Annotated in this window: 13 protein-coding genes; 4 read left to right on the top strand and 9 right to left on the bottom strand. The window is 45.0% G+C overall.

Features of this window, described 5'->3' with window-relative positions; genetic code table 11:
- Positions 1-17: 17 nt before the first annotated feature.
- The 9 genes from DWX23_RS22740 to DWX23_RS22700 all read right to left on the bottom strand — a co-directional run bounded on the left by DWX23_RS22740 (position 18) and on the right by DWX23_RS22700 (position 9,838).
- Positions 18-1,163, bottom strand: a complete 1,146-nt coding sequence (locus DWX23_RS22740) for a Rid family hydrolase (RefSeq protein ID WP_122355919.1) — start codon at positions 1,161-1,163, stop codon at positions 18-20.
- A gap of 95 nt (positions 1,164-1,258) precedes the next feature.
- A complete protein-coding gene (locus DWX23_RS22735) occupies positions 1,259-1,867 on the bottom strand; it encodes a response regulator transcription factor (protein ID WP_122355917.1) in 609 nt (202 codons plus the stop codon).
- A 10-nt stretch (positions 1,868-1,877) separates the two neighbouring features.
- Positions 1,878-2,570 carry a hemerythrin domain-containing protein gene (locus DWX23_RS22730; RefSeq protein ID WP_122355915.1) on the bottom strand — a complete coding sequence of 231 codons (693 nt, stop codon included), beginning with the start codon at positions 2,568-2,570 and terminating at the stop codon, positions 1,878-1,880.
- Between the two features lie 24 nt (positions 2,571-2,594).
- Positions 2,595-3,746: a Rid family hydrolase gene (locus DWX23_RS22725; RefSeq protein ID WP_122376181.1), complete on the bottom strand. Its 1,152-nt coding sequence runs from the start codon at positions 3,744-3,746 to the stop codon at positions 2,595-2,597.
- A 10-nt stretch (positions 3,747-3,756) separates the two neighbouring features.
- A complete protein-coding gene (locus DWX23_RS22720) occupies positions 3,757-4,470 on the bottom strand; it encodes a hypothetical protein (protein WP_122376180.1) in 714 nt (237 codons plus the stop codon).
- A 10-nt stretch (positions 4,471-4,480) separates the two neighbouring features.
- Entirely contained in the window at positions 4,481-5,695 is a 1,215-nt protein-coding gene (locus DWX23_RS22715) for a porin (protein WP_122376179.1), read from the bottom strand.
- A 17-nt stretch (positions 5,696-5,712) separates the two neighbouring features.
- Positions 5,713-7,140: a di-heme oxidoredictase family protein gene (locus DWX23_RS22710; RefSeq protein ID WP_221267795.1), complete on the bottom strand. Its 1,428-nt coding sequence runs from the start codon at positions 7,138-7,140 to the stop codon at positions 5,713-5,715.
- Positions 7,141-7,284: 144 nt separating this feature from the next.
- Positions 7,285-8,472 carry an imelysin family protein gene (locus tag DWX23_RS22705; RefSeq protein WP_122376177.1) on the bottom strand — a complete coding sequence of 396 codons (1,188 nt, stop codon included), beginning with the start codon at positions 8,470-8,472 and terminating at the stop codon, positions 7,285-7,287.
- Between the two features lie 37 nt (positions 8,473-8,509).
- Entirely contained in the window at positions 8,510-9,838 is a 1,329-nt protein-coding gene (locus DWX23_RS22700; protein ID WP_122376176.1) for a hypothetical protein, read from the bottom strand.
- A 952-nt stretch (positions 9,839-10,790) separates the two neighbouring features.
- On the opposite strand from DWX23_RS22700, the gene pflB reads away from it, so the two are divergent.
- The 4 genes from pflB (at position 10,791) to ahpC (ending at position 15,566) form a co-directional block, all read left to right on the top strand.
- Positions 10,791-13,031 (top strand): formate C-acetyltransferase, encoded by a 2,241-nt coding sequence (gene pflB / locus DWX23_RS22695; protein WP_122376175.1) that lies wholly within the window; start codon positions 10,791-10,793, stop codon positions 13,029-13,031.
- A 98-nt stretch (positions 13,032-13,129) separates the two neighbouring features.
- On the top strand, positions 13,130-13,852 hold the full coding sequence (gene pflA / locus DWX23_RS22690) for a pyruvate formate-lyase-activating protein (RefSeq protein ID WP_122355983.1): 723 nt from the start codon (positions 13,130-13,132) through the stop codon (positions 13,850-13,852).
- Positions 13,853-13,940: 88 nt separating this feature from the next.
- Positions 13,941-14,840 carry a cation diffusion facilitator family transporter gene (locus tag DWX23_RS22685; protein WP_122376195.1) on the top strand — a complete coding sequence of 300 codons (900 nt, stop codon included), beginning with the start codon at positions 13,941-13,943 and terminating at the stop codon, positions 14,838-14,840.
- Positions 14,841-14,999: 159 nt separating this feature from the next.
- On the top strand, positions 15,000-15,566 hold the full coding sequence (ahpC, locus tag DWX23_RS22680) for an alkyl hydroperoxide reductase subunit C (protein WP_122355897.1): 567 nt from the start codon (positions 15,000-15,002) through the stop codon (positions 15,564-15,566).
- Positions 15,567-15,587 lie beyond the last annotated feature (21 nt).

Here is a 15,587-nt window from a genome sequence, read left to right as displayed (position 1 = left end):
GTAAGCATAATAATCGATTATAACGGAGCATATTCCGGTTCATCTACGGCTATGACGGCAATACATTCGATTTCGACTAACCAACCCGGGCGGCATACCGGAGCCCGGACGATGAGGTAAGGCATATTCGGATGTTGGGTTTCCATATACTGTTGCACACGGGCGAAGTCGCCGGTATCACGTATATAGACGATGGCTTGCATGATATCGTTCAGGTCGGCACCGGCTTCGTTGAGGAGGGCGGTGATATTTTCGATCATACGCTCCGATTGTCTGATCACATCGCCCGGATGAACGATCTCGCCATATCTGTCGATACTCGCCGTACCGGATACGAAAACATGACGGCGGTCACCGTATGTGATGGCAACACCTCTTTCAAAGGTTACTCCGTATTCATAAGTCCGGCTCAGATGGTCGGGAGCATACAGATATTGGATCTGTTCCCGTCCGATACCCGAAACAGCGTACGTATCCATGGTAACGAACACATTTGTATCCTGATAACGGCCTTCGATACCGGTACTGGCTATGAAATGGGTGTTTTCCGTCAGGTTCTGCGTAGCGAAAACCTCCTTGCGGGCTTTGACTACCCCCGGATAGTTCACGTCGACATTCTGTACGAATATCCAGGTACGTATACAGTTATTGGCCAGCGTGCAGTTGGCAGCAGTCAGTTGCATGATATAATCGCGGAAGATAAGCCGTGTCTGATATTCCGAATTGGCAGCACGGTTGCAGAGGTTGGCACCGAACAATTGGCGGTAACTGCCGTGACGTGCTTCGAACAGATTACTGGGGAGTACTTGTGTCTGAACTCCGGTCTGGAGCCACACCCAGAGAGCGATCTTTGTCCCGTTCATGGGAGCTTGCTGTACGATGGATAAAGCACAATACGGGTTGGAACGGTCCTTTTCCATTAACAAAGCAGTCTGGTTGGTTACGTCACTCAGGAAGTAGCGGCGGAATACGGCAGTCGGATTTCCCGGAAGTTCTTCGACACATTGTTTATATGCCTGCTGTAGGTTCTGTAACTGGGTGGGATAATCTTCCATATAATCTGTTTGCTGGAAGATGACATGATATTCCGTAATTCCCTTTTTGGTTTCGAATGAAGTGATCTGTACCTCTGTTTTATCGTATTGTTTTGTTGTTAACTCCATGGTAGCTGATATCTATTATTGTTTCTTTCCCAAAGATACAGTATATCAGTCTGAAGCCAAATTTTGGAATGTGAAAAGAAAATAAAACTGACTTGTCAGGTCTTTTTAATATCATTCAGTTCGACCAGTTTGTTTACGATGGCATATACGGTCAGACCGCTGGCACTATGCACCTGTAGCTTTCTGGCGATGTTCCGGCGGTGGGTGATCACGGTATGGGTGGAAAGGTACAAACGGTCGGCTATTTCCCGGTTGGTCATACCCTTTACGACACAGACGACGATCTCTTTTTCCCGGGCACTGAGAGTCTGTTGTTCTTCCTCTTCGGGTTCGGGAGTGACTTCTTCCGCATTCAGCCGCTCCAGCTTATGTTTCAGTTCATCGGGGCTGTCATAAATATTGATCAGGTCGTCATAAGGGCGAAACATGGCGTGGTCGGTAGCCATGCAGGCAATCGCGATACATTTCATTTCGGGGCAGCCACATTCTTCTTTCAGGTGCTGTATTCCGAAATAGCCGGGAAGTGAAGGGTTAATGATCAGTACTTCCGGCCGGTGCATCCGTAGACTTTCCACCAGACATTCTGCGGTAGCGATTTCCGTCAACTGGATATGCAGTCCGGGCAGCCGTTTCAGGATGGTGATCAGCCCGCAACGAATAATGGAAGATGGTTCTGCAACAGCTATTTTAAAGTTAGTGCTCATAAAGCAACGGTCATTTGATTGTTTTTTCAATTGCTAGTACGGCGGGAACGAAGAGGAAATCTTCTACCCGGTTATGAGAAGCCAGATCCTGTTCGGTGGCAAAGATATCGAACAGGACACTGTTCAGCAGATAATTGTCGGGTCCGGGATAGTATTTGAGCAGGATATTCTTGAGTTCGACGATCTTCATCTCTATCTGGTCGTGCCGCTTGCGAAAGATACTGATATTGTATTTGGAATCTTTCACTCCGTCTTGCAGGTTGCGTACATAAGGGAAGACGATCTTTTCTTCATACGACATATGTTTATGGACCTCGTAGACATAGTCGTCGAAAAATTTAGTGATGGCGAAGGCGATATCTCCCGGGCATCCGGTGATCGCTTCCGTCAGTTTACGGCGGATGTGCGGCAACCGGAAGTTTAGGAAATAATCGTGCGCATTATGCAGATAAGTGATCAGCGACCGTAGGGAAAGGCAATTGTTGATCTCGTTGATCGTACCTGAATTTTCTTCCGAAAGGAAATTGACAACGGTAAGGAACGTGCAGCAATCCACTTCGTTCTGCCGGCATACATCCCCGATGTTTTTCTCCCCGAATCCCAGGTCGATACCGAAGCGGCTCATTACGAGAACCATGGGATAGTTCTCGCAAATCAAGTCGCTCATTTTATCTGTCTCTTTGTATTTTCCTTGTTTATACATGTTGTTGTATTTATGGTGTTTTATTTATAAACAGGGGTATTGCGGAAAGTCTGCCGGAATAACGGCAATACATTCCGTTTCGATCAGCCATCCCGGACGACATACCGGTGCCAGTACGATCAGGTGCGGCATATCCGGATGATGGGTGCGGATATAACGGTTTACTTCCTCGTAATCTGCCGGGTCGCGAAGATAGACGATAGCCTGCATGATATCGGCAACGGAAGCTCCGGCCTCCTGCAGCAGGGCGCTGATATTCTCCATCATCCGTTCAGTCTGTTTCAAAATATCTCCGGGATGGACGATCTCCCCCCGGTTATCGATACTGGCTGTTCCCGACAAGAATATCTGTTTCCTGTCACCGTACGAAACGGCTGTGCCCCGTTCAAAGGTGACACCGTATTCATACGTCGGGTTCAAATGGGTAGGGGCGTAGAGGAACTGTATCTGTTCCGGTTGCAGGCCGTCTACCGTATAGGCATCCATTTGTACCAATACCTCCGGATCGGCATGGCGTCCTTCTATCCCGGTACTGGTTATGTAGTGCGTTTTCTCCGTCAGATTCTGTGTGATGAAAACCTCTTTGCGGGCTTTTACGACACCGGCGTAGTTTACATCTACATTCTGTACGAAAAACCAGGTCCGGATACAGTCGGCTGCCAGCGTACAATGTTGTTCGGTCAGTTGCAGCACATAATCGTTCAGTAACAGACGTGTATGATATTCGGATGTGGCAGCCTTGTTGTATGCACCGCCGGTCCACAGATGGCGATACTTATTATGAGAAGCCTCAAACATACCGGAATTGTAGGTCTCCGTAGTCATATCGGTTTGTAAATAAACCCATAAGGCTATTTTAGTACCGTTTAGCGGAGCTTGTTGTACGATCGATAATGCACAGAACGGGTTTTCACATTCCCGTTCCATCAGCAGTTCCGTTTGATTTGCCGCATCGCTCAGGAAATACCGCCGGAATACGGCTACGGCTTTACCGGCTTCTTCTTTTGTTACTGTTTCGTATGCTTTTTCTAATTTATCCAATTGTTTGGTAAAAGGCAGCGAAGGGTTGGTAACGGAAAATAGTATATGATATTCCGTCACCCCTCCCTTGCCTTCAAAAGAACAAATTTGAGCGTGAATGAAGTCTTGTTCGTATATTTTTGTTTTGAATGCCATAATTATAAATTTATTCTTGGGCTCCCCCTTCGATCCAACTCTTCAAAAGAGAAATCTTTTCGGGTGAACCGGATAACAAATCATTATGATAATGGTTGCTCGCCCCTTCTGTCAGTACATCCATGATGAAGCTGTTATCTGCATCACCAGGCTTTACAAGCATTTTCCCTTCATTCGAAGAGTTCGCTTTTACATTGACCAAAGCACTGTGACTTTTTCCTTCAGTCAGATATAGACCATCTGCAGCACTGGCCCCGGCCCCATGACAGCCGGTACAGCTAGCATCAAAAATGCTTTTTTGTATACCATTGAATAAACTCGCATTGACCGTACCTATATCCAGCTTTAGCGTATCGGATGAATCCGTAAAATCCGTTTGATAGAAACTGACAATACGCTTTCTCAGTTTATTGATAACACAAACTTCTATCTGGCTGACCTCATTTGAAATACCTTTTAAAATAAGGTCCATCGAGCCATCGTCTGCGGTTGTCACTGTTTTGGCAACCGCTGCATATTCATCATCCTTTTTAAATCCGGCGACAACAATCGTATAATCGCTGGGCCAGGTTTGAACGCCCTGGATAGTAGCTGTAACCCTGGCTATGCCTCCCTCTATCTCTACGTGTCTGCCCTCGTCGTAAATTTTGCCGTCATCGCAGGAAGCGAAAAGACAAGAGAATAGTAGCGCATTGATTATGAATGAAAAAAACTTTCTATTCATGGTGTGACAATTAGAATGTATATTGAAGCAAAACTGTTCCTGAATGCATAGCTAACCCTAGATCATCGTTATCACGATCAAGCTGTGTGTCATGTCCCGTACGTCCGATGAACTGATACATTGCCTGCAATTTCAGATTACATCCAGTAAAGAAATAGTTGAATCCGACTGCGGGCATATTCAGGAAACCGTTTGTGTCTACTCCGTTGCGGTTAAAGAAATCGTAGCGGGCCGTCGCTTGCAGGCGATTGGTTACAAAATAACCGCCTTGTACATATCCGCCCAGATAGTTATAACTTTCATCTATTTTCTGTCGTTTGGTGAAACCAACGTTCATATAATAGAGCTCCGCTCCCAGATAAAGACGGTTTTTCAACATGGCAAATTCAGCACCGGCACGGTAATCGTTTGTACTTTCATTTTCGCTTTCTACATTTAAAGACGTTGATAGGCCGAATAATATTTTATCTTCTTTCAGACGATTGGGATTTCCTTGATTGGACGGCATAACACCTTTTGGCATGTAAGTAATACGTCCGGCATATAATAAAGAAGGGATATGCCAATCATCGCTGAATGTTTTTGAAGCCACGTTTACGGAGCTACCTGTACCATTAAATATACCCACTTCATAGCCGAATTTTTCTTTGATTAATCCGTGAACTTCTACACCCAGGTCAAAGCCTGTGCCGATATTGGGAGTTACGGCATTCAGTGAATAGGGCAGAATGACAGGTGCTGTCAGTGAAACAGGAAGAGTAGGCATCAGTGTCTCTCCTAATGTTGTCAGATAAGCATGCGCGAACGGTGTTTTGAACTTACCTACGCGTATGGCAAAACTTTCTTTGAGTTTTACGTCAAACCAAGCCTGTTGCAGAATACCACCTCCGCTTGAGGCTGCATTGATAGACAGGTTGAATGTAACCATATTGAACGCTTTTCCTGTAAAACCGAGAATGGCGTATGGGATGGAAAAACCGGAATTTGCAATATTGTCTTGATTATAAGCAGGATCCAAACCTTCATCATCGTAATAATTGATATTTGCACTGGTTTGAACGAGCATATAAGGTTTAAAAACAAAATCGCCTTTTTTAGTGCCGATAGTGAAGCCTTCTTTGCCGGACAAAGATACCACCCCGTTTTCCGTATCTTCTTCGTGCTGGGCCAGTACTGTTAATGGTAAGAACAGTAATGCAATGATTGTAGTTATTAGTTGTTTCATCTTTGTTGTCTTGCTAATTATAATGAATTGATAAATGTGATTAACGCATCGCGATCTTCTTTGCTCATTTTCTTGAATAAATTCTTGGAAGCCTCTCCTTCACCTCCGTGCCACATGATGGCTTCAACCAGATTGCGGGCACGTCCGTCATGCAGATAGTAGGTATGTCCGTTGACTGTCTCTTGAAGGCCGATTCCCCATAAAGGAGTGGTACGCCATTCATTGCCGCGTGCCAGACCGCTGACATAGTTGTCGTTCAAGCCAACTCCCATAATTTCAGACCCCATATCGTGTAATAGGAAGTCTGAATATGGATGGATGGTTTGTCCTCCCAGCCAGGGTAATTGTGTCCCATTCAGTAAAGTAGCACCACGTGTCTTGGTGTGCAGAGTCGTTACGTGGCATAGGTGACATTTGGCTTCGTAGAATTTTTGTTCTCCTTTGATTACCTGCGGATTGTTGACATTTCTTCGGGCCGGTACGCCCAGGGCATGCAGATAAAGGTCTACATTTTCCATCTCTTCCGTTGAAACGTCTAACTGGTCATACGAAAGGCCCATCATGCTGCCCTGATCCATTTGTATCTGTCCTTCGCAGATTTCTTCCGGATAACGGCTGTTGGTTACCCCCATATCGCTGGAGAAACCCAATTCGATGGTCAAGTCGGCATGTTGCGCCTTATTGCCAGACAGACCCAGACGCATGACACCTCGTTCGGAAATGTAGTTGCAACGACCGCTGATGCCATATTCAGGATAATTACTTTTAGCGGCAAGGGCTTCGATCTCTGTCGGGTCGAGTGCCATCATCTGCCCCATGCCGACATGGCGTAAAGGAATACGTACGGTACAGAACAGATCCTTTGGAGCGATACTGTCGGCATACCATTCTGAAATAGAATATTCAGGTTTGCATAACTCGTATGTTTCGCCATCAGGAAACGAGAACGTTTCGTAAGTATATTGAACGGAAAGTTTTCCTTCCGGCTTTACACCATATATGGCCTGGTCGTGCAATACTCGGCCGTAGTTTCTGAATTGTGCCCCGTTTCTTTTGGCGATATAAACCAGCATAGAGGAAAATCCGTAGCTTCCGGAGCCTCCTTCGCTCCATAATGTCGGTTTGGTTCGTCCGGCATTACGATGGCAGCTACCGCAGGAATAGCCTGCATACACGGGGCCGAGGCCGCCGCCTGTGCCGTTACTACTAGTACGTACGTCGTCATACAATCTATCTCCGTTGTTAAACCGGGTTGAATATTTGCCGGAAACCCAGTCTGCTTCTGTGTCGTACGCTACGGATGAGTTGAGGAAGATGGTCGAAGTCCCGGCAGAGAGTGCATAATTGTTAGGAACTTCCACATCATCCATATCTATTCCTTCTTTGTCGCAGGAACAGAGTGGAACGAGGAACAACAGAGGAAAAAACAGATATCGAAATTTCATATTGATTTTTCTTTATTTTTGATCAGATCTTATTGGTTTGAAATCCATCATCAAACATTCCAAAGCCTTGGAGTAGCCTGGTCGCATAACCAGGCTACTTCAAGGCATTATAGCAATGGTGAAAAAGTTTCACCTGGCTCTTTATTAGTTGTTTACTTTACGCGGTTTTCCGTCTTTGAACAACAGGTATTCCAGCGTGTGATAACCACGTACATTTTGTGCGGCTTCTACATCTGCGCTGTCATCGTCTTCGTCCCATTCGATTTGGTCGAAGTTTCCGGATTGCAGGACACTTACAATCATGTTCTGGTCCAAAGGCCAGCTGTCCATATTCGGGTCAAGATTTTCTGTGTCAACCGGACCAAACAGGAATCCCTCGCTCTTTTCCCACGGTTCGCGGGCCACAAGCCATGCTTCGCTGGCTGCCTCGAAATTGCTGTCGCTCGGGCTATTTCTGAACTGTTTAACTGCTTCAAACAGAGCTGCGTTCTTTTCCATCAATGATTTGTAGGTAGGCAATACAACATAGTCGGTATATTGAACCAGGATGGCTTCCAGCTTGCTGTCGTTCGGTGTGTTTTCATAGGCGGCACGTACGGCTGCTTTTACTTCTTTCAGCGTGTTTTCCAATGAAAGACAAGCCTCTTGAGCGGCTAACGCTTCATCGCTGTTGATGTTGTTACGGAAAGGCTGTGGGATATTTTGGATAGCGTCGGCTGCTGCATGGATAGCATCGTCCAATTGCTTGTTCATATCGGCATCCATTGCTTCAACCAATTTGTAGATGGAGCTTGTCTGAATGTCGTTCTGGTCGTTGGTGTCGTTGCTTGAAACTGTTCCGTAGTAAGAGTTACGGATTGACCAGATGTTGTTGGTATAGTCGTCGCGTGAGTGCCAGCTATACCACGATTCTACGGCATAAAGTGCACCTTCTTTGTCTCCTGAATTGTATTTGTCGAGCGGGTCACCGATTTTGGCACTACCTACTTCGTTGGCGATTTCGGCACATTTGTCGAAGATTTGTTCGATACCGTTCAGTGCCGTCTTGATGCTTGTTTCGCCTCCGATGTTATGTTTCTTGAAAGCTTCAGCATAAGGGCCTGTACCTTTGTAGTCTTCATTCCAATATTTGTATAAGTTGGCAGCGTCGTTTTTCAACAGGCTGGCAACGTTATACATGTAGTTACCCCATGCACCTGCATTCTCTGCAGAATAGTCAAGGTCTGCCGGAGTTTCTGTATCCGGTCCGTTGTTGTCATCGTCAGAACAAGCACTGAAAGTCAATGCTATCCCTAACATAAGTGTTGCAAATGATAAAAATTTCTTTTTCATTTTCTTTTGTTATTAAATAGGTTTATATTCTTTCTTCTTATTTACTCAGAAACCAGCCTACGTAGGCAACGGCCAGGCTGAACTCGTTTTCACTGTTATATTTTCCTCCGCCGATTTTGCGTGTCGAATAATCTGCTTTGACAACCAGGTTAGGAAGTGCATACCAGTTTAAACCGGCTGTCCACATGCTGACTTTGGTGCGCGGGTCCATGGTCTGTCTGCCTTCACCCTTTTCTTGCGGATTGTAATATTCGAAACGTGCAAACGGATAGATTACAGGTACTTTCTTGTTGTCTTTGAAGACGGAACGAAGGTTGACACCTACTTCGCCACCATAGCTGACTGCGTTTTTGGCAACCGGAGTAAGGCGGCTGTAAGGAGACGTATTACTTTGTGAACCGATTTTGCCGGAAAGGGCTTCGGCATTGCTTAAACTGCCGTAAATCATGTTTCCGCGGGCGGTTACATATTTGTTTTTATATTGAAGGTCTGCCGTATAAATGCGTAGCGGACTTTTTCCGATGCTGGCGAATGTCTGGGGTTTGTCGGAGTTCGCACCCACATTATTACAATAATAGAAGGAAGCGCCTACTCTTAATCCGGGAACACCTTCATAATTTAAACGGCCTACATAAGCAGGAGAGGTGAAATTGTCTGTCTCGAAAATACCTTGTTTACCTCCAGCAACCCATTCGTCGCGCGAGAATCCGCAGGCGTTTAATCCGGCAACAACCAACGCTTCATAACTGAAGCGAGTATAATCCCTACCAAATGTACCGAACACTTCGATACCGTTTTCATGCCATGTGGAGGGGATAAGCATTGTTTCCCCTTCCGGACGCGATGTGCCGAAGAAATTGATAGGCTCATGATGGGCGTTAGTCAAACCGACCGGAACGATAATATGTCCTACCCGGACATTAAATGCGGGATGGATTAACCGTGTGATATGAAACTGTTCCAGTGCAACTTCGCCACCTTTTTCGACTTCTGTTTCGTATTCTCCGTTTTCTGTATTTTCAAGTTCATAGGCAGTACCTGTACCACCTGCTTCGAATTCAATTTCTGCTCCTAATATCCATTTAGGATTAAATTTATAGTCGAAAGCTACAACGAAACGAGGGATGGATATTGAGTTTCTGTTTGTTTTTGCATTTCCATTATTCCCCCCGTAAAAGCGGTTGATACCATAATCCATAAAATTCGCAAGGATTTCCCCATAACCGCCAAATCTAAATTTATCATAACCGTTGGCATAAATTTCTGCCGACTTTTCTACAGCTGTTGGCTCTTCGTTGCTTTGTGCATAGGCTGTTGCATAAGAACTAAGTAGAGTGATAGCCAACAGGTTTGTTAATTTTCTCATTGCCTTTTTAAATTTTTGGCAAAATTAGAGTGGTTGGGAAGTATGCGCAATCGCATATAGTAGGTAAAAATTGACAGGACTTACCTATTTGTAGGTATTTGTAGTGTTTATTCACTAACTTTGTCATTTCTCCGTCGCCGAGGGGCGGGCAGGTCAGTGGTATATGTTACGGGAGAGAACCTGCTGGCAGAATAGCAGCGCAGGCGATTTTTTGTCCTGTAATCCCTATTAATAGTTAGAAATGAGTCCATTTTACATATATATAGGTATTGTGGCCTTAGGGTAGTGCCCGTATATTTGCACCATCAATTAAGTTTTACTATTAGTATAATCGTCCTGACCAAAACCCCGATTTGTTGATTTTTATGTACACCTATTATTTAAGGTAAAATACCCAAGTGGAAGGGAGTTTTTTTATTGGTTGTCCCTTTCATATAAAAGATGAGCCATCCTGTGAAGAATGGCTCTTTTTATTTTTTCGTCTTTTCTTTAGTATAGAAAGCAATTTGCTTAATATAACACAAAGTAGGTAACAGACACCTCCCTTTTTACTCTATTATAGGTATTGTGTACTTTCCTAGCCGCCTCTATCTTTGCAAATGTAAAAAGTAACACTATTAGTATAATCGCTATATCAAAACCTTTTTGCTAATTATGTAAGCATATAAGATGATTAAACGTATGTCGGGAAGTTTTTATTGGTTGTTTCCGACATAAAAAAGGGGCTCCCCTGTGAAGGATGGTCCCTTTTTTATTTTTTTGTTATTATTTATAATCCATACGCTATGATACCTAAAAGAGGCTATATGCTACTATTCTCCGGCCTTTTTTGTAACTATTTGTAGGCATTTTGACCGTTTCCGGCATATCAAGTATATATGACCAGTTTCTTGTCCCATATAAAAGCTGTACCTTTGTATCGAAATTAAAACCGAAGTAAACAAAGATAGGTATGAAGTTTGAAAACGAGAACTGGGCGCAGTTCAAAGGCGAAATTTGGAAAAGAGAGATTAATGTAAGGGATTTTATCCAGAACAATTATAAACCTTATGAAGGGGATGATTCTTTCCTGAAGGGTTCCTCGGATAAGACGAAAAAGGTTTGGGATAAACTGACCGAAATGTTTAAGGTAGAAAGGGAGAAAGGTGTTTACGATGCTGAAACTAAATTACCGCAGGGGATAGATACGTACGGTCCCGGGTATATCGACAAGGAAAATGAGGTCATTGTCGGTTTGCAGACAGACGCTCCGCTGAAACGCGGTATTTTCCCGAAATGCGGTGTCCGCATGGTAGAAAACAGCTTGACTGCTTATGGCTATGAGCTGGACCCGATGACAAAAGAAATCTTCACGAAATACAGAAAGACGCATAACGAAGGCGTATTCTCAGCTTATACGGATGAAATGATTGCAGCACGTCGCTCCGCTATCATCACCGGTCTGCCGGATGCTTACGGACGCGGACGTATCATCGGTGACTACCGTCGTGTAGCATTGTATGGTACTGAAATCCTGATCACAGAGAAGAAGAACTATCTGAAACGACTCGATATTCAGGAACTGACGGAAGAGATTATCCAGAGCCGTGAGGAGATATCCGAACAGATCAAGGCCTTGAAGGCTTTCGAAAAGATGTGTGCAAGTTACGGTTTCGATGTGACACAGCCGGCTAAGAATGCACGCGAAGCCGTTCAGTTTGTCTATCTGGCTTACCTGGCTGCTGTAAAAGACCAGGATGGTGCGGCTATGTCGTTGGGACGTACTTCTACTTTCCTCGATATTTATCTTGAAAAAGATATCCGTGAGGGCAAATTGACGGAAGAAGAAGCACAGGAGTTGATCGACCAGTTTATCATCAAACTGCGTATTGTCCGCTTTCTGCGTACTCCGGAATATAACGATCTGTTCTCCGGCGATCCTGTATGGGTGACTGAATCTTTAGGCGGACAGGGTGTCGACGGCCGTTCTCTGGTGACAAAGACATCTTACCGTTATCTGCATACATTATATAACCTTGGCCCGGCTCCGGAACCAAACCTGACAGTGCTGTGGTTCAATAATGCTCCTGAAAACTGGAAACGTTTCTGTGCAAAGGTTTCTATCGATACTTCTGCTATCCAGTATGAGAACGACGATCTGATGCGTCCGGATTATGGCGACGATTATGGTATTGCCTGCTGCGTATCTCCGATGAAGATCGGTAAGCAGATGCAATATTTCGGCGCACGTGCCAACCTGGCTAAATGTTTGCTGTATGCGATCAATGGTGGACGTGACGAACGTTCAGGTGCGCAGGTAGCTCCGAAGTTCGAGCCGATCACCAGCGAATACCTCGATTATAACGAAGTAATGGAGAAATACGAACAGATGATGCGCTGGCTGGCGAAGGTATATGTCAATGCTCTGAAGATCATCCATTATATGCATGATAAGTATGCTTACGAAGCCTTTGAGATGGGCTTGCACGACGGTCATGTGGAACGTATCCGTGCGACAGGTATTGCCGGTCTTTCTATCGTGGCCGACTCATTGGCGGCTATCCGCGATACGAAGGTGAAGGTGATCCGTGATGAACGCGGACTGGCTGTCGGTTTTGAGCGCGAAGGCGATTATGTTCCTTTCGGAAACAACGATGACCGTACGGACAGTATTGCTGTGGATATTACTGAAATGTTCATGGAATATCTGCGTCAGCACCAGACATACCGTAACGCTACTCCGACACAGTCTATCCTGACCATTACTTCTAATGTCGTATATGGAAAGAAGACAGGTGCTACGCCTGACGGACGTGAAGGTGGTACGCCGTTTGCTCCGGGTGCCAATCCGATGAACGGACGCGATACCAAGGGGGCGATTGCCGCACTGGCTTCTGTTGCCAAGTTGCCGTTCCAGCATGCACATGACGGTATCTCTTATACATTTGCCGTTTCTCCGTCTACTTTAGGTAAAGAACGTGATATTCAGATCGCCAATATGGTAGGTTTGCTGGATGGTTACTTTACTCCTGACGGCGGTCAACATCTGAACGTGAACGTTTTCGATAAGGAATTACTGTTGGATGCTATGGACCATCCTGAAAAATATCCGCAGCTGACCATCCGTGTTTCCGGTTATGCCGTGAACTTCGTGAAACTGACACGCGAACAGCAGTTGGATGTCATTTCAAGAACAATCAATCACTCACTTTAAAAGTTGACAGTTGACAAGTGATAGTTGACAGTTAGAGGATGCGTAAATGTGTCCTGGCTGTCATCTGTCATCTGTTGACTATCACTTGTCATCTGCTTATGGAGGGGAAAATTCATTCTTTAGAAAGTTTCGGTACAGTTGATGGACCCGGAATTCGCTTCGTCGTTTTTATGCAGGGATGTCCGCTTCGTTGTCTCTATTGCCATAATCCGGATACCTGGGACAGCCGGGGAGGTGCTAAATACCAATTGTCACCGGAAGAACTTCTGGCGGAAGTCTTGCGCTACAAAAATTTTATAGCTAAAGGTGGTGTGACTGTCACCGGAGGAGAACCTTTGTTGCAGGCTGAATTCCTTACCGCTTTTTTCCGTCTTTGCCGGGAAGCCGGTATTCATACGGCATTGGATACTTCCGGTTATATCTGTACACCGAAAGCGTTGGAAGTGTTGGATTATGTCGACCTGGTCCTGCTGGATATAAAAACGATCGATCCCGAATTACATCCCCGGTTAACGGCAGTGAAGCTGGATAATACGTTACGTTTCCTGGATGAACTGGAGAAACGCGGTGTTCCTGTATGGATCCGCCATGTCATCGTTCCCGGACTGACTGATAATGACGATGCGCTGAATAAACTGGCTGAATATATCAGCCGCTATAAAATGGTGCAGAAAGCAGAGCTGTTGCCTTATCATACAATGGGTGCTTATAAATATGAAGCACAAGGAATCGAATACAAATTGAAAGACGTGGAACCTCTGTCTGCCGAACGTCTGGCAAATGCCAAAGAGATATTTAAGAAACAGGGTATTACCGTGTGACATTTTACCTACAATCAGGTATATTTTTATTGCCGGGAAAAACATAGTTTTGTTTCATTTTGTTACTCAAATAAAAGTAAGAATGAATATGGAACAACATCATCATGACCATCATCACGAAATAACTTCTTTGAATAAAGCTTTTATCATCGGTATTACCCTGAACCTGGCATTTGTTGTAGCCGAGTTTGCTGCGGGCTTCTGGTATAATTCGCTCGGTTTGCTATCCGATGCCGGACATAACCTGGGGGATGTCGCCAGCCTGGTACTGGCTATGCTGGCTTTCCGGCTGGCAAAGGTACATCCGACGGCCAGTTATACCTATGGGTATAAAAAAAGCACGGTATTGGTCTCCCTGCTAAATGCGGTCATTCTGTTGGTCGCTGTCGGCATTATTATAGCTGAGAGCATAACGAAACTGTTTCATCCCCGTCCGGTAGAAGGAGCTGCAATCGCCTGGGTTGCAGGGATCGGGGTTGTTATCAATGCAGTTACGGCATGGCTTTTTATGAAGGATAAGGATAAAGACCTGAATGTGAAAGGGGCTTATCTGCATATGGCGGCGGATGCGCTGGTGTCTGTCGGAGTCGTTATTTCCGGGATTGTCATTGCACATACGGGATGGTATATTATCGACCCGGTTATCGGATTGATCATAGCTTTAGTCATCATCTATTCTACCTGGGGATTGTTGCGTGACAGCTTACGTCTTTCGCTCGACGGCGTTCCTGCCGGGACCGATATTGAAAAGGTGGAAAAGGCCATGCATGCCGTGGAAGGTGTACAGGGTGTCCATCACTTGCATATCTGGGCGATCAGCACGACTGAAACAGCCTTGACCGCTCATGTCTCGATCGACGATCTGTCTGATATGGAACGCATCAAACAGGAGATCAAACACGAGCTTCAACATGTTGGTATACATCATGCCACTCTGGAGTTCGAAACCTCGAAAATCAAGGGTGAGAGCCTGTGCTGGCCGGATTGAATCCACTTGTTAATAACTCTGAAATACTGATACCCAAAGATTTTGTCTATGAGGGCATAAAACCTTTCGATTGGATTTTTTGTTCTTACCTCGAACCGGCAACTTATCTTTGCATCAGAAACAAAACAAAATAGTAATAACGATTAAAATAAAAATTCTATGGAACCTATTATCAATTCACAAGCACCCGAGTTCAAAGTACAGGCATACCATAACGGTAAGTTCGAAACAGTAAGCAGCGACGATATCAAAGGTAAATGGGCCATTTTCTTTTTCTATCCGGCTGACTTTACATTCGTTTGTCCGACCGAGTTGGTAGATATGGCTGACAAATATGACCAGTTCCAGGCTATGGGTGTAGAAGTTTATTCTGTAAGTACAGATTCACACTTCGTACACAAAGCATGGCACGATGCTTCTGAAACGATTCGTAAGATCAAATACCCGATGTTGGCTGACCCGACAGGCGTATTGAGCCGTGCTTTCGGTGTAATGATCGAAGAAGACGGTATGGCTTACCGTGGTACATTCCTGGTAAATCCGGAAGGAAAGATCAAATTGGCTGAAATCAACGATAACGGTATCGGTCGTAATGCAGACGAACTGCTTCGTAAGGTAGAAGCTGCTCAGTTCATCGCTGAACATCCGAGTGAAGTTTGTCCCGCTAAATGGAAAAAAGGCGGCGAAACATTGAAACCGAGCATCGATCTGGTCGGTAAGATCTAATAGTAAAACTGGAGGCCGGCA

The sequence above is a fragment of the Parabacteroides sp. AF18-52 genome (assembly GCF_003479145.1).
In the GTDB taxonomy this organism is placed as follows: Bacteria; Bacteroidota; Bacteroidia; order Bacteroidales; family Tannerellaceae; genus Parabacteroides; species Parabacteroides faecis.
This window is presented reverse-complemented; position numbering and strand designations above follow the sequence as displayed.